This window comes from Hyphomicrobium sp. MC8b (assembly GCF_905067615.1).
Taxonomy (GTDB): Bacteria; Pseudomonadota; Alphaproteobacteria; order Rhizobiales; family Hyphomicrobiaceae; genus Hyphomicrobium_B.
The window spans coordinates 3,870,763-3,885,589 of the sequence record NZ_LR898465.1; the positions used below are offsets into that span (position 1 = coordinate 3,870,763).

Annotated in this window: 13 protein-coding genes; 3 read left to right on the forward strand and 10 right to left on the reverse strand. The window is 61.6% G+C overall.

From position 1 onward, the window contains the following. Positions 1–207: 207 nt before the first annotated feature. The 3 genes from ACLB1Z_RS18560 to mtgA form a co-directional block, all read right to left on the reverse strand. A complete protein-coding gene (locus ACLB1Z_RS18560; protein ID WP_409561167.1) occupies positions 208–621 on the reverse strand; it encodes a hypothetical protein in 414 nt (137 codons plus the stop codon). 194 nt (positions 622–815) lie between these two features. Beyond that, complete coding sequence (rpmF, locus tag ACLB1Z_RS18565) at positions 816–1,001, reverse strand: 50S ribosomal protein L32 (RefSeq protein WP_013949685.1); 186 nt, start codon at positions 999–1,001, stop codon at positions 816–818. Between the two features lie 185 nt (positions 1,002–1,186). Next, on the reverse strand, positions 1,187–1,927 hold the full coding sequence (gene mtgA / locus ACLB1Z_RS18570; protein ID WP_409563311.1) for a monofunctional biosynthetic peptidoglycan transglycosylase: 741 nt from the start codon (positions 1,925–1,927) through the stop codon (positions 1,187–1,189). A gap of 607 nt (positions 1,928–2,534) precedes the next feature. Between mtgA and ACLB1Z_RS18575 the strand changes: the two genes are divergently transcribed. Next, positions 2,535–3,440, forward strand: a complete 906-nt coding sequence (locus ACLB1Z_RS18575) for a polyprenyl synthetase family protein (RefSeq protein ID WP_409561168.1) — start codon at positions 2,535–2,537, stop codon at positions 3,438–3,440. Between the two features lie 20 nt (positions 3,441–3,460). Here ACLB1Z_RS18575 and ACLB1Z_RS18580 read toward each other — a convergent pair whose 3' ends face one another. From ACLB1Z_RS18580 to ACLB1Z_RS18605, 6 genes are all read right to left on the reverse strand, one after another. After that, positions 3,461–4,126 (reverse strand): outer membrane protein, encoded by a 666-nt coding sequence (locus ACLB1Z_RS18580; protein ID WP_013949688.1) that lies wholly within the window; start codon positions 4,124–4,126, stop codon positions 3,461–3,463. A 199-nt stretch (positions 4,127–4,325) separates the two neighbouring features. Next, a complete protein-coding gene (locus tag ACLB1Z_RS18585) occupies positions 4,326–5,648 on the reverse strand; it encodes a flavin-containing monooxygenase (protein WP_409561169.1) in 1,323 nt (440 codons plus the stop codon). A gap of 217 nt (positions 5,649–5,865) precedes the next feature. After that, on the reverse strand, positions 5,866–7,131 hold the full coding sequence (gene ispG, locus ACLB1Z_RS18590) for a flavodoxin-dependent (E)-4-hydroxy-3-methylbut-2-enyl-diphosphate synthase (protein ID WP_013949690.1): 1,266 nt from the start codon (positions 7,129–7,131) through the stop codon (positions 5,866–5,868). 58 nt (positions 7,132–7,189) lie between these two features. Continuing rightward, positions 7,190–7,993, reverse strand: a complete 804-nt coding sequence (locus tag ACLB1Z_RS18595; RefSeq protein WP_409561170.1) for a metal ABC transporter permease — start codon at positions 7,991–7,993, stop codon at positions 7,190–7,192. Next, positions 7,994–8,740 carry an ATP-binding cassette domain-containing protein gene (locus tag ACLB1Z_RS18600; RefSeq protein WP_409561171.1) on the reverse strand — a complete coding sequence of 249 codons (747 nt, stop codon included), beginning with the start codon at positions 8,738–8,740 and terminating at the stop codon, positions 7,994–7,996. Positions 8,741–8,903: 163 nt separating this feature from the next. Next, positions 8,904–9,398 (reverse strand): Fur family transcriptional regulator, encoded by a 495-nt coding sequence (locus ACLB1Z_RS18605; protein WP_013949693.1) that lies wholly within the window; start codon positions 9,396–9,398, stop codon positions 8,904–8,906. A gap of 300 nt (positions 9,399–9,698) precedes the next feature. Here ACLB1Z_RS18605 and ACLB1Z_RS18610 point away from each other — a divergent pair, with 300 nt between their 5' ends. Beyond that, positions 9,699–13,043, forward strand: coding sequence for a hypothetical protein (locus ACLB1Z_RS18610; RefSeq protein ID WP_409561172.1), 3,345 nt, complete (start codon positions 9,699–9,701; stop codon positions 13,041–13,043). Positions 13,044–13,129: 86 nt separating this feature from the next. On the opposite strand, the gene ACLB1Z_RS18615 is transcribed toward ACLB1Z_RS18610, so the two are convergent. Continuing rightward, positions 13,130–13,978 (reverse strand): fumarylacetoacetate hydrolase family protein, encoded by an 849-nt coding sequence (locus ACLB1Z_RS18615; RefSeq protein ID WP_409561173.1) that lies wholly within the window; start codon positions 13,976–13,978, stop codon positions 13,130–13,132. Between the two features lie 245 nt (positions 13,979–14,223). Between ACLB1Z_RS18615 and ACLB1Z_RS18620 the strand changes: the two genes are divergently transcribed. Then, on the forward strand, positions 14,224–14,799 hold the full coding sequence (locus ACLB1Z_RS18620; protein WP_409561174.1) for a PRC-barrel domain-containing protein: 576 nt from the start codon (positions 14,224–14,226) through the stop codon (positions 14,797–14,799). The last annotated feature ends 28 nt before the right edge of the window (positions 14,800–14,827 follow it).

The following is a 14,827-nucleotide window of genomic DNA, read 5'->3' on the forward strand; positions in this document are numbered from 1 at the left end:
CTCGGCGCGGAAACCACGGCGTGTTCTCGGTTTACTCACAGCAGGCCTTCCAACTTTCGTCGAAGATGGAAGGTGCCGAAACGATCGGGAAATTATTCCGGTTTCGTTAATGAGCCGTGAACACCTGGCCGCCATTGGCGCGCGGCAGACCGAAGGCAGGTGCATGGGCCGCCTTCCGTACCGCCGTCATCGTCGGATTGCTAAAACTTAGTGGTCGGCGCCGATGTTGAGATCGCGGCGAGCGACGCGGATGCCGATCGTGTAACCGCCGATCACGTCGATCAGTGTTGCGACGAGGATCAGGAAGAACACCGACGTCGCGGCCTGGGCAACGAGCAGGAATTCCGCACCGACGGCCATAAAGACGATCATCGACAAAGCATGATCGATCAACGTCGAGGTGGTCGTGAAGGTGGACTTCACGATCTCGATGAAAAGCAGGATGAGCGTCACGAGCAGGATGAGGTCACCCCAACCGAATTTCCAATCGCCGCCGCTCAGGAGATGGATCCGGAAAATGTAGTGATTGGGATCCGTCAGAACTTCGGGTCCCATCGTCATTACGACCGCGTTGTAAAGGAGGAAGGCGAGAACCAAGAGCGGAAGGGCTCTGATCGACATGAAGCTCTCCTGAGATTTCAATCACCCCGTGGCCAGCTCGCTCAGACCGGACTTTGCAAGCCAGACTCTCGGGCGCGGCCGGGGTTTATAGGCACGCTCCGCCTCGTTTGCCAAGCGACGGTGGCCGGCGCAAGGCAACGCACGCCGGAACCTCGGCTCCGGCGCTACACAACCCTTTTCGTCGCTGAAACGACTTACTCTTCGTTGGCTGGCGGCAGAATCTGGCGGCCGCGGTACTTGCCCGACTTGAGGTCGATGTGGTGCGGACGGCGGCGTTCGCCGCTATCCTTGTCTTCCACGTAAGCCCGGGCGGTCAGGGCGTCGTGCGAACGGCGCTGCCCCCGCTTCATCGGGGACGTTTTTTTGCGTGGAACTGCCATCAGTGTTGCTCCAAAAGTGACATCCCACCCCACAAATGCGGGCGGGCCGCCGAACATGCGGCGGAAATGCCGAACGTCTTAATTGCTGGATGAACCGGCGGCGCCTTGTTTTGGGCGCGCTCAGTACCTCGGGCGGGGCTTATACGCAAGTTAGAGGAGAAAAGCCAGTCCCCTGCGAAGCCATCTTAATAGGGCCTTCTGGGCAGGACGCAAGCGAACTGACCCGATGGGGCGAGCCGCATCCGGACTTGGATTGCATTGGCAAGGCGCTGAAGCCCCGGCCCCGGCCGGCCGGCGTTTCGCTCCAATGGGTTAGGCAGCGACACGGCCAAGCGTGCCGCGTCCCGGACCGACAGGCTTCGGGCTGGCTTATCGAAATGATGTTCGGCCGCCGCGCCGATGCCGAAAATGCCCGGCCCCCACTGGGCGATATTGAGGTAAATTTCCATGATCCGGCGCTTCGACCAGATCACCTCCGTTAGATAGGTCAGCGGCAGCTCGATGGCCTTGCGGACGTAACTCTTGGACGGCCACAGAAACAGGTTTTTCACGACCTGCATCGATATCGTGCTGCCGCCCCGCGCGCGGCCATCCGTGTTTTCTATCGCTTCCTCGATGGCTTCGAGATCGACTCCGGGATGCTGGCAGAAGCGAGCATCTTCACTGAGTATGACGGCACGAACGATGTTCGGCGAAATCTGACCGAACGGCACCCATTCCTGGACCACGGGCTGGCCGGTGAGCCAATGCTGCAGCATCAGCATCGAGGCCGGAGGATTGACGAAACGATAAGCCACGATCAGCGCCAGAACGAGCGCCAGCCAGCCGATGGCGATCCAGACCAGCAGCTTCAATCCGCGCTTCAAGAGCCCCCAAATGCTTCCAGAAGGCTGTGGAGGCCGATCTACGGCGGTGGGGGGCTCTATTCCCGCGTCGTCTGCCCTTAGCGGTTCGGAGCGCGTCGCCGTGTCGATGCGAAGGCCGCCCGAAGCTGCCTGAGGGGGCGTCAGGAAATGCGGCTCGAACATGCGCTGCGGGATCATATGGCCGAGATCGGTGCTCGCGGCAGCTGTGGGCGACGGCAGCACGAGTTCGGCGATATCGAGGGGCTTGTGGGGCTTGATTTCGCGGAGCGCCTCCGCGGCCGCCGCTTCGATTGCCGAGAGCGATCGTGACGAGGCTTCAGCGTCAATCTCGGAAAAGATAGCGTCTGCCGAGAGCGTGCCAGCCGCAGCATGCGCATGGCTGCCTGCAGGCATCGCGGGAGCAGGCGCGGGCGATGTGCTCGGCTCAGGCTGAAAGGCGCGCGCAGGCAGTGGCCGCGGCGGCTGCAGCGACATTTCGGCCTCCGCCGGCCGGGAGGGAGCCCTTTGCGGCACGTTCATAGGCGGCGCGGCAGATAACCCCGATGTCTCGTCCGGCCGATCCATGCTTTGCTTCAATCGATCACGTTGTGCTAACCGCGTGCCACATATCGCCGAACCATGGCCATGTTTGAGCAGTGGTCGGATTCTCGGGGGAGAGCATAAGGCAGTGTCACAGTTTCTTGTCCAGCTTGGCAACTCCGCAACAGTCGTCGAAGCCTATTTAACCTCTGCTCTCGCCCGACAGGAAAGCGAGGGCACCCCTGCGCGCCTCGCCGATGCTATCCGCCATGCCGTCCTGGGCGGCGGCAAACGCTTTCGGCCCTTCCTGGTTTTCCACAGCGCTGCGCTATTCGGCGCGACCGAGGAAGCGGCACTTCCCGCGGCAGGGGCCATCGAATGCATCCATTGCTATTCTCTAGTGCACGACGATCTGCCGTCGATGGACAACGACGAGCTTCGGCGCGGCCGCCCGACGGTGTGGAAGGCGTACGACGACTGGACCGCAATTCTCGTTGGCGATGCGCTGCAGGCATTTGCTTTTGAGCTGGTTGGGCGGCCGGAGAGCAACAGCAATCCGAGTATCAGAGCCGATCTCGTGCACATTCTTGCCGTCGCCTCAGGCGCGATCGGCATGGTCGGCGGCCAGCAGCTTGATCTCGAAGCGGGGAAACTCAGCAATCAGCCGACGCCGACGATCGAAAGCATCATGCGATTGCAAGCGATGAAGACCGGCGCGCTGATTACGGCGGCGTGCGAGATGGGTGCCGTCGTCGGTGGTGCGAAGCCGGAGGAACGCGCGGCGCTGAAGACGTACGGCGAGCACGTGGGTGCTGCGTTCCAGATCAGCGACGATCTGCTCGATGCGGAAGGCTCAAGCGCCGACACGGGCAAAGCTACCGGCAAGGATGCCGCCGCCGGTAAAGCAACGCTTATCGGCATGCTCGGAATCAAAGAGGCGCGTAGCCACCTCGACCGTTCGATCGCGGCAGCTATCGCAGCCCTCAACGTGTTCGGAGAAAAGGCAGAGCCTCTCGCCGACGCTGCGCGGCTTATGGGCCGCCGCGACAGCTAGCGAGAGGCGAGATCGGCGCGTTACCAGAACTTGTAGTTCAAGCCGACGCGAACGGTCTGGAAGTCGTTGTTTATGCGATCGCCGCTCGATAGCGTATCGTCGCCGAAGCCCATGTAGAGATACTCGGCCTTCATGCTCCAGTTCGGAGCAAACGCCCACTCGACACCGCCGCCGGCTGCATAGCCAGCCTTCGTGTCGTTGTCGCGGAAGTTTCCGATGCCTGCGAGATTGACGTTGGTATCGAAGTCCGCAACGGCGAGACCGGCCGTGCCATAAACCAGGAACGGTCCGCTCGCGTATCCGAGACGTCCGCGCACGGTCGAAAACCAGTTCACACTGCTATGCGCCGTGTCACCGAACTGATCGAACGCGCTGCCGCTGATATCCGCACCCTGGAAATCGCCTTCAAAGCCGAAGACGAAATTGCCACGCTGCCAGTTATAGCCGATCTGACCACCACCAAAGCCGCCTTCGGGCTTCGTGAAAGTCGAGTTCGACCAGCCGTAGCCGCCGTTGATACCGATGTAAGCGCCCTGCCAGATCGAAGGCTCACTGTACTGAACAACTGGAGCCGCAGGCGGATTGTATGGCTGGTAAGGACCGAGATCGGCTGCCCAAGCGCTTCCGCTTGCAGTCAACGCGAGCACAGCTCCGCCCAGGAGGGACTTAGCGATTTGCGATTTCATTTTTAGAACCCCGTCACAGTAGGCCCAGCGGCCCAATCGTACGCACTAACGCCAACAACCCATTTGGGGTTCCAGTTGGACAATTTCGATGCGCAAACCGATACGCTGGTATGCATCAACTAGCGGCCACGAATGGCCTAGGTATTTCTGAAATGCCCTATTAACGGGTGGATACTAATAACGCGTTGATTAAACGCAATTAGACTCGCGCCGCTAATCCACTTTTATCTGCATTGATCTTTTCTTTACGAGCCATCCGCTTATCCCGCAGTTTAAGAAGCGGTAATATCCAGTATGCGAGCCTAATTTCGCGCCGGGATTTCTCGGGATCGACGAGATGGGACGTCGGCAGTTTCTGCGTGAATGAACTCTCCATGAGTGTACCCAGCGGAAGCTGAAGCTCGTCCTGTAAGGCGATCATACGTGCATAAAGTTCAGAGAGCGGCGTGATCAATCGACCGAAACCGTTGCGCGCCTGCGCCCAGCCGACGAGATAAAGACCGCGCAATCCTGGCGGAAATGCGCCGCCGTAAACTTGCACGACGTTATTCTTCACATCGACGAGGCCTTCGGGCAGAAACGGGAACGTGGTGTTGAAGCCCGTTGCCGCAACGATCATGTCGTAGGTGCCGGTCGTGCCATCGACGAATGTGACCGTGTCGCCATCGACGTGATCGATAGCCGGACGCGGCTTCACGCGACCCAAGCGAATGGCATTCAACAGATCCGTTCCGAACGCGGGATGACGCTCGAAAATTTTGTGTTTGGGCTGCTGCAAACCGTAACGACGATAGTCGCCGATGCTGATGGCGATGATCGATTTCAAGATCGCGCGCTGCAGGAAGATCGGCAGGCCCCAGATCGGAAGGTCCGTCAGCGGACGACCGAGAAACGTTTTGGGCAAATACCAATAGCCTGACTGCAAACTGATATCGCACGATTTGCCGAAGCGCCCCGCATCGACAGCCATATCGACACCAGAGTTGCCGCCGCCGATGACAAGCACGCGCTTGTCGTCGAACTGGTGCGGAGCGACGTAATCCTTCGAGTGCAGCAGCTCGCCCGTGTAAGTGCCCTGGAACGTTGGATAGCGCTTATCCCAATGGTGGCCGTTGCAGACGATGACGCCCTTGTACGTCCGCTCCTCACCGTCGGCGAACTTCACGGTCCAATGACCGGCGTCGTCAGGCGCGGCGTGAACGACCTGCTTGTTGAATTCGGCGTTGGCGTAAAGTCCGCGATCCTTCGCGAAATCCGTCAGATAGCTGAGCATCTGGTCGGCCGACGGAAAATCCGGAAAATCATCCGGCATCGGGTAGTCGGTATATTCCGTCGCCTTTTTGGACGAAACGATGTGCGCATTGCGATAAACGCCGTGTAGCCAGTTGCCGCCCACGCCTGGCGCGGCGTCGATCAGATCGAAGGGGATGCCGCGGTGCTTCAAGGCCGCGGCCATCGCCAAACCCACGGGGCCTGCGCCAACGATGATGTGACGCTCGAGCGTGCTTATACCTTCGCTCATTCTCTGAAATATCCTTGATGGCGGATGCTCATGCATCCATCAGCAACGCGTCCGCAAGGCGGAGGGTCCCTGGGGAAGCGGTCGTAATCGTCCGCTTCGATACATCATTGACCGACCGCAATGCGAGCGCAGCAACGTCGCAAACGCCGCACTTAGGCGGCGATTTTCCAAGAATTACTTAAGAAATAGCCGCTTTCTTGCTTAATCGGAAGGGCAGCTATTCGGCAGCCTCTCCACCGGCAACGGCGCCCGCGCCGAAGCGGCGGGAAATATAGTCCTCGACGATGGCCTTGAAATCTCCGGCGATATTGGGACCGCGGAGCGTCATGGCCTTTTTTCCGTCGATGAATACTGGGGCGGCGGGACTTTCTCCCGTGCCCGGCAGGGAGATGCCGACGTCGGCGTGCTTGCTCTCGCCGGGACCGTTCACGATGCAGCCCATCACGGCGAAGTTCAGCGTTTCGACGCCGGGATACTGCGTCTTCCAGTCGGGCATACGATCGCGGATCATATCCTGGATGTCGCGCGCCAGTTCCTGGAATACGGTCGATGTCGTGCGGCCGCAGCCGGGGCATGCCGCGACAACCGGCACAAACGAGCGCAGACCCATCGTCTGCAGCAGCTCCTGCGCGGCGCGGACTTCCTGTGTACGGTCGCCGCCGGGCTCGGGCGTCAGCGAGAAGCGGATGGTATCGCCGATGCCTTGCTGCAAGAGAATGCCCAGCGCAGCGGAAGACGCAACGATGCCCTTCGAGCCCATGCCGGCTTCTGTCAGCCCCAGGTGCAGCGCGTAGCGGCAGCGGTCGGCGAGCATGGCGTAGACGGCCAAGAGATCCTGGATCGAGGAAACCTTGCCGGAAACGATGATCTTGTTGGCGTTAAGGCCCATTTCCTCGGCACGCTGCGCCGACATCAGCGCCGACTGCACCATGGCTTCGTGCATGACGCTGCGTGCGGGTTTCGGCTCGGCGGACTTGGCGTTCTCGTCCATCAAATGCGTCAGCAGCTCAGCGTCGAGCGAGCCCCAGTTGACGCCGATGCGGACCGGCTTGTTGTACGTCATCGCCATGTCGATGATGGCGCCGAACTGCTTGTCTTTCTTGTCCTTGAAGCCGACGTTGCCGGGATTGATGCGGTACTTGTCGAGGGCTTCGGCGCAGTCCGGATTTTCGCCCAGAAGCTTGTGGCCGATATAATGGAAATCACCCACGAGCGGAACGTTGACGCCGCGCTTGCGCAGCTGATCGCGAATGTGCGGGACGGCTTTGGCGGCTTCGTCGCGATCGACCGTGATGCGGACAAGCTCCGAACCGGCGCGCGCCAAGTCTGCGACCTGCTTCACCGTGGAGGCGACGTCCGCCGTATCGGTGTTGGTCATCGATTGCACGACGACCGGCGCTCCGCCGCCGACCTGCACGCCGCCGACCGTCACCGCTGTGGTCTTGTGGCGCGGTTTCATCGTGATGCTGTCGCTATGCAACATCGAATTGCCTTTCCCGTCCCTGGTCCCGCTCCTGGTCCCGTCCCTGGGGCCCCGAGTTCTAGCGCCCTCTCGCGCTTCCCGCCAGAAGTGATATGGCCGCGATTGTGCACAGCGCTATGACGATTGAAGGGCCGCCGGGAACGTCGCTCGATAATGACAGCCAAAGGCCCAGAATTACGCCCAAAATCGCGATTGCGGCGGCCAGGACGGCCATCCGCTCCGGGGTTGTGGATAGTGGCCGGGCGGCCACGGCCGGAACGACAAGAAACGCCATGACGAGCAGAACGCCGACGATTTTCATGGCGACCGCTATGACGATGGCCAGCAAGAGGTCGAAGGCAGCGCGGGAGACGCGCGGGTTGATGCCCTCGGCGGTCGCGAGGTCCTCGTGCAGCGACAGGCGGACGAGCGGCTTCCATAGATAGAGCGTTACGGCCATGACGGCGGCGCCGCCGACGTAAATCCAGACGAGATCGCCGGACGTGACCGCGAAAACGTCGCCGAAGAGGTAGCTCATCAGGTCGATGCCCGGACCTTTGACGAGCGAGATCGCGGCGATGCCGAGCGCCAGCGTCGCGTGGTGCGTCAGGCCGAGCGCGGAATCGAGCGGCACCGTTTTCTGCCGTCCGAGCAGCGTCAGCACGCCCGCAGCGGCGACTGCGGCGATGACGACGGCGAGCGTCAGATTGATGTTGGCGGCGAGCCCCAGCGCCACGCCGAGCAAGCTCGCCTGTGATAGCGTTTCACCGACATAGGACATGCGCCGCCAGACGACGATGCAGCCGAGCGGCGCCGCGATGACAGCCAAGCCGACTGCCGCGAAGAAGGCGCGCCAAATGAAAGGATCAAGTCCAGCGATCACTCAGGTGCCTCGCCCCGGCATTGGCGTTTGCGTCGCCGGTTCGATGAGCGGCTCGGTTTCGCCGGTCAAGCCATGCTGATGATCGTGGTGGTGGCGATAGACCCCGAGCGCTGTTGCGGCGTGCGGCCCGAAGATACGGACGTATGACGCGTGTTGGGACACATCCTCGGGTTTGCCGGAACAGCAGACGTGGCCGTTGAGGCAAATGACGCGATCGCTCTTCGCCATGACGACATGGAGATCGTGCGAGACGAGCAGGACGCCAAGATTGTGGCGGTCGCGCAAGCTGCCGATCATGTCGTAGAGGTCGGCTTCACCGGTAAAATCGACGCCGCTCGCCGGTTCATCGAGGATGAGAAGATCGGGACGGCGCAGCAGCGCGCGGGCGATCAGAACGCGTTGTGTTTCGCCGCCGGACAGCTTCGAAAGCTGCTGAGTGAGTGTGCGAGCGGCGCCCGTTTCTTCCAAGGCGCGCATGATCTCGTCGGTCGTGACGTTCGCACCAAGCGCCAGGAACGAGGCGACTGTCATCGGGATTGTGGAATCAACATCGAAGCGTTGCGGGACGTAGCCGATGCGGGTTGAAGCCGCCTTCTCGATGTGTCCGCGGGTCGGCCGTTCGATGCCGAGAAGAAGGCGGACGAGTGTCGTTTTGCCCGCGCCGTTCGGCCCGATCAGCGTGACGATCTCGCCGCGGTGAACATCGAGGTCGATATTCCAGAGCACCTCGCGGCTGCCGCGGGTCATCGCCAGGCCGCGTGCCGAGATCAACGCAGTCGTATCGAAGGGTCGAGCCTTTTCCTGTAAAGGCGCGTGCTCGTGATGGTGGCCGCAACTACACGCTGCGGCCTCCTCCGTGAGGGCCTTCCCTCGTGCGTCGTCCAAAGCTGACAAAACGGCAGTCTCCGTGTCAGGCCGTGCGGCGGGCGGCGGCGCATTCGCGGCACGTGCCCGAGACTTCGACGAAGCGGACGCGGGTCTCAAATTCGGTGTTGGCCGCAGCCGTGTCGATGGCGCGGAAGATCTCGTCGCCGTCGACCTCTTGCACGGCGCCGCACTTTTCGCAGCTCAGAAAGATCGGCGGCCGGCCGGTGCGCGGCTTGTCCATGCGCCGGCAGGCGAAATAAGCGTTTTTGCTTTCAAGCCGATGGACGACGCCCGCTTCAAGCAGCGCATCAAGGGCGCGGTACACCGAGATCGGGGCGAGGCGCGTGCCCTTCTTGGCCAGCCGGTCGAGGACCTCGTAAGCACCGACGCTGGCCTGGGTCGAGGCGATCTCCTCGAAAACCTTACGGCGAAGGTCGGTGAACCGGATATTCTTTTCAGCGAAAATCGCGGTCGCCTGCTCAAGAGATGTCTTCAAGCGGTCCCTTGCCCTCTGCTCGTCGGCTGCGTTCGCTATCATGGTCATCCTCTGGAGCCCGGCCGAAGGGCAAACCGTGGAACTGATGCCTCTCCGGACGATATAACATGTCGGGATGGCGGACCATCCGGTTCAAGGGCCGCATGCCTTATTTTATCCCCGTGCGGCGCGACCAAGGTAAAATGCGCCGGTGGCTGGCGGAATGGGTGAGATTCTCAAAAGAAGTTCATCCGATGAGCACATTTCGTCTTAATGTCGCCGCCAATCAGCCCGCTGGGGCGCGCAATTTTAACCAACGCGGCCGGCGATTCGACGGGCGCACTGGCTGGGAACGACTTCAGGATGGACGTCAAGTTTTTGATCGACAGACTGGCGGAGAATGCCCGTCCGATCGGTATTGCCGTTGTCATTGCCTGCACCCTCACCCTCCTGCTGCGCAGCCGGATTGCGCGACGGCTGAGGACCGCCATCGAAGAAACGATTTTTTCCAATTGGCGCTTAGCCTTACTCGGTACGACCGGCCTCGTGCTTTCTGCCGCGGCGGGCTGGCGCACATGGGAAGGCATGTACAATTTCACCGGCGAGCCCCTGCTCTCCGGCATGGTGACGTTCGGCATCCAGGGCATCATGCTGATCGTCGCGTGGCTGATCGGCGAGAGTTTCGCCACGGGGATGAACCGGCAATCGCGACCGGGACAATCAGCACTCGCAAGCTCGGGCGCGCAGCCGTGGATCGGCACCTTCATCGGGCTTTTGCTGTTCCTCACCTGTTTCGTGTTGTTTCTGCAGTGGTCGGGAAGCGGCGACGGCCGGCAGGCGACTGGCCTGTCCGATATCGACTGGTCGACGGCGGGCAACAAGTTCCTGATGTTCGGGGCCGGGCTTCTGCTCGTGGCGCTGTTCGCGCTCTATGCGGCGAGCGACATCGTCCGCCCTTACGTCCAGGTCGTGCGCATCATCCTGCGCAATTCGATGCTGTGGCTGATGTTCCTCGCCTGCATGGCGACGAGCGTGTTCTTCTCGTTCGATAGTTTCTTCACGTCGATCTTCCCGCAGTCGGAGCGCGTGCGCGCAGCCGAACTGCGCGCGCAGAACCAGGTCTCGGGCATCATCACCGATATCGAGCAGGCGATCGCGGCGCGTCATGCGGCGCTGGCTGATGAGCTGTTCAAGACGCAAGCGTGGAAAGATTACGACGTGCAGCTTGAGAAGATCACACAGGCCGCGACGCAATCGCAGGCCGTGATCGAAAAGTTCGTCAACGATCAGATCGAAGAGCGTCGCCGTGCCGTGCAAGAGCAGCAGGAGCGGATGGCGTCGGCGCAGGCAGGGCAAGCGGGCCTCGCCAATCGCAAGGTTTCGCTGACGGACGAAAAAGCGAGCCTTGCGGCGCAGCGCCCCGAACTGGCGGCTGATTATCAGACCAAAAAGGCCGACTACGATCAGAAGCTGAAGGACGTCGATGCCAAGCGCGTCGAAGCTCTGGCCGAAGACAAGGGCGTGGAAGGCAGCGGCAAGGCCGGACGCGGGCCACTGTATCGCCAGCGCATGGCGGAGCTCGCCACACTGCAAGGCGCGGCGCAAATCGCGCAAGAGCGCATGGCGAATGCGCAGAAACGTCTGAGCACGGTCGAAACGCGGCTATCGTCTATCGACACCGAACTTGCGACGCTCGACGGCGATCTCGCCAAGTACAAGGGCGAAGCCCAGACGGCGGAGCAGCGGATCAAACTCGCCCAGGACAGCGTGCAAACGGATGCTGGGCCTAAGATCGATCCGACGCGGATCCTGCCGCTGTTCGAGCGCATCCGGTCAGAGTTCCGCGCCGATCCGACAGTCGCGCATCTCAACAGCGTGCAGCAGATGTGCGGCGATATCTATACGGCGATGCAGGCGACGCCGGAAACGAAGTCGCTTGTCTCCGGCATCGACTGCGATCCGAAGACGACGGCCGATGCGGCAGGCACGCTGTTCGCGCTGCAAGCGGGCACGAAAGTTTTCGAGAATACCTGCGCGGGCGGCGACAAGCTCAACGCCAACACGTCGACCGACGCGCTGTTCGCGTTCGCGCGGCGCTGCCTGTCCGACAGCGCGCTGCCGAGCCACGACACAGACGCGCTGCGGACCGAGATCAACCGCATCGAGCTTTCGCGCGACGACAAGGCGCACCGTTTCGTCGTGACGCTCAATGCATTCCAAGACGGCAACCACCTCGCCTATCTGGCGCTGGCAATCGCGATCGGGCTCGACGGCTTGATTTTCATGTCGGGCTTGTTCGGCGCCAATGCCGTGCGCTCGCCGCTGTCGGATATTCCGAGCTATCGATCGCGATCCGGCGCGCAGCTTGAAGCAACGATCAACGCCGCGCTCGGCGCGCATCCGCATGAGACGGCGTGGCTGACGCTGACGTCGCTCAGGCCGATCACCAATCAAGACGGGTTTTCGGCACTCGCCGATTTGAGCGCGATGGAACGCTCACAAGCCGATCGCGTACGCATGGTGCTGACGGCGGGCGCCGATATCGGCGCGGTCGAGACGATCAGCCATAACCCTGAGCGGTACCGCGTGCGCAGCGAGTTGCGCGAGTATCTGTCTTCGATCTGCGACAAGCAGTTCAAGACCGACGCTTCCGCTAAAGACAAAGCGCGGCTCGACCAGCTTGTATCGGCCGCGCTAGCGCCGCATCCGCGCGAGCATTCCGAAATCGTGCTCAATACGCTGGAGCCGATCCGGGAGACGGAAGGCTTCACGTCGATGGTGACGCTGTCGGAGATCACCAACGACTATGACTCGCGTGTCGTCCGCCGCGTGATGAATGCGGGGGCGGCGGTGAAGGCCGTTGCGCCCGACGTCAAGATCGACGACCGCTATTACATCCGCCCGGCGCTTTATGAGACGCTGCTGACCATCCGCGCGACGGCACCGGAAAGCGCAGCCTATGCGCGAGATCGGGCGCGGTTCGAGGGCGTTCAAGAGCGTCCGGCCATTGACGCCGGGATCTTGCGCGAAGCGAAGCCGGAATTGCCGCCACAGCCCAAAGGCAGCGTCCCCGAGATTGAACGGCGCCGCGAGCCGCCTGCCCTGCCGGGCTTGTTGCCTCTGACGCGCGAAGAAAAGCAGGAGCTTGCAGCGCATTTCCGCGAAGTGCTGCTCGAAGCCATTCACCTACGATCCGACATCGTCGATAACCGGTTCAGTCAGCCGCAGTCGCGCGATGCTATCCGGGAAGCGTGGAAAGCGCTCAATGCGCACAGCAAGAAAAATGAAAATCTCGGCTTCCTTTTGCGCGATTTCCAAAACGAGCAAGACCGGCTCTTGAGCGAAGCCTATTCGAGACTTCGCAGCGAAACCGGCGGTGACGAGCGCAAACTGTCGATCCTTGAAGGGATCGATGGGGCTGTGCGCGACGACCTTTCGCTCTACATGCTGTTTCCCGAGATGAGTCTCGTCACATATCTGATCGACGAACTCGAGACTGCGGCACAGCCGGACGACGGCCTCGCGCACGGCGAGCAGGATCTCAAGGATCAGCTGAAGTTCGTGCGCGAAGCGCTCGGGCGATTGGATCTCGACAATCCGCGGTCGTGGGACGAAATCCGCCAGCGGCTCGCGATGCGAACAGGTTCGGATTTCCGCAATTTCTATCGGCCATCCGATAGCGACAGCGAGCCCGGCGACGACGCGTGAGCGCGCACTGAGCGACTTACACGGTTCGCGCCGAAGCTTGACTGGATCCCGGCCTTCGCCGGGATGACGTTGTGAAAGGCGACCGTTCAGAGCTTGAAGTCGACGACTTTCTGGCGCTGCGTGCCGAGGCCGTCGATCTTCAGTTCCATGACGTCGCCGGCCTTCAAGAACTCTTTTGGATTGCGGGCTGTCCCCACACCCGGCGGCGTGCCGGTCGTGACGATATCGCCGGGCTCAAGCACCATGAACTCGGTGATGTAAGCGAGCAGCGTCGGGATGCGGAAAATCATCGTCGAGGTCGAGCCGGTCTGCTTGCGCTCGCCGTTGACGTCTAGGGTCATCGTCAGGTTGTCGAGATCGGTGATCTCGTCGGGGGTCACGAGCCACGGACCGATGGGCCCGAACGTCTCGGCGGATTTGCCCTTGACCCACTGGCCGCCGCGCTTCGATTGGAAGCGGCGTTCCGACACGTCGTTACAGATGCAGTAGCCCGCGATGTATTTTGCCCAATCCTGCACATCGACGTAGCGGGCACGCGTGCCGATGACAAACGCGATCTCGACCTCCCAATCGAGATGGCGCGAATTGCGCGGGATCATCACATCATCGTCTGGGCCGCAGATCGACGTCGTCGCCTTGTTGAACAGGATCGGCTCGGTTGGAATCTCCTGCCCGGTCTCTTTGGCGTGGTCGGCAAAGTTGAGGCCGATGGCAATGAAGTTATGCGTGTCGGCGACCGGCGGGCCGAGGCGTGCGTCTTTCGGCGCGAGCGGCAGAGACGCGAGATTGAGCTTGCGAATTTCATCGAGCGATGCCGGCGAGAGATATTCGCCGGAAAAATCCGGGATGACTTCCGAGAGATTGCGAACTTCGCCATTGGTATCGAGAATGCCGGGTCTTTCGGCACCTGGGGCGCCAAAGCGAACAAGTTTCATGTGCGAATATCTCCAGAAAGCATCGCCTTGCGGCGCCGGGGCAGCTTCTAAGCAGAAAAAGTCCGGCCTGCCAATCAGGTCGCCACGGTTCCAGTGATCATGCGTCCGCAGCTTTGCGCTTTGTGAAAGTTAGCGAAGGCGGAACTTGCGCCATGCTCGGCGGTTTCCTCTTGGCCGCCGAGTGTGGGCAAATCGAGCGCGAGGCTGCAATGCCTCGCGTTTCAGCATGGAATGGGGACCTTCCGATGCGTGTTATGGTTACGGCGCGTGTTTCCTTGATGCTTGCGGCAATGTTCGCATTGGCCGCGGCGGGCGTAGCGCGCGCGGACACGGCATCTCCTGAAGCGCAGCCGCCGTCCACCGCCCCGCCGGACCAGCACGCGACAGCCCCTGCCGATGCGGGCAAGAAGCCCGACGAGCAGACGCCCGGCGATATGCCCGCCGTCGTAGTCGATGACAACAAAGTCGAAAGCCTGCTTGGCAAGGACGTGACGAGTGCGAAGGGCGAGAAGCTCGGGCAGATAACCGATATTCTCGTCAGCCACAGCGGCGAGGTGCGGGCGGCGGTGATCGATTTCGGCGGCTTCCTAGGCGTAGGATCGCGGAAGATAGCGGTTGCATGGAGAACGCTGCAGTTTTCGCCCAAGGGCATCACGCTCAGCATGACGCGGGACGAATTGCGCGTGACGCCCGAATACCATCAGGGCGAGCCGGTGGTGATCGTCGGCGCTTCTGCTCCCCCTGCACAGCCGGCGCCCTCGGCGCAGCCCGGGCCGCCACAACCTTCAGGACCGTCTACCACTTCTGCTCCGGTCAAATGATGAGGGCCGTCAGCGCGGGGGGTCACAT

Coding starts and splice junctions, on each gene's coding strand:
- ACLB1Z_RS18560 (WP_409561167.1), bottom strand. CDS start 621: ATGTCGATCAGAGCCCTTCCGCTCTTGGTTCTCGCCTTCCTCCTTTAC.
- rpmF (WP_013949685.1), bottom strand. CDS start 1,001: ATGGCAGTTCCACGCAAAAAAACGTCCCCGATGAAGCGGGGGCAGCGC.
- ACLB1Z_RS18580 (WP_013949688.1), bottom strand. CDS start 4,126: ATGAAATCGCAAATCGCTAAGTCCCTCCTGGGCGGAGCTGTGCTCGCG.
- ACLB1Z_RS18585 (WP_409561169.1), bottom strand. CDS start 5,648: ATGAGCGAAGGTATAAGCACGCTCGAGCGTCACATCATCGTTGGCGCA.
- ispG (WP_013949690.1), bottom strand. CDS start 7,131: ATGTTGCATAGCGACAGCATCACGATGAAACCGCGCCACAAGACCACA.
- ACLB1Z_RS18600 (WP_409561171.1), bottom strand. CDS start 8,740: ATGACCCGCGGCAGCCGCGAGGTGCTCTGGAATATCGACCTCGATGTT.
- ACLB1Z_RS18605 (WP_013949693.1), bottom strand. CDS start 9,398: ATGATAGCGAACGCAGCCGACGAGCAGAGGGCAAGGGACCGCTTGAAG.
- ACLB1Z_RS18610 (WP_409561172.1), top strand. CDS start 9,699: ATGGACGTCAAGTTTTTGATCGACAGACTGGCGGAGAATGCCCGTCCG.
- ACLB1Z_RS18615 (WP_409561173.1), bottom strand. CDS start 13,978: ATGAAACTTGTTCGCTTTGGCGCCCCAGGTGCCGAAAGACCCGGCATT.
- ACLB1Z_RS18620 (WP_409561174.1), top strand. CDS start 14,224: ATGCGTGTTATGGTTACGGCGCGTGTTTCCTTGATGCTTGCGGCAATG.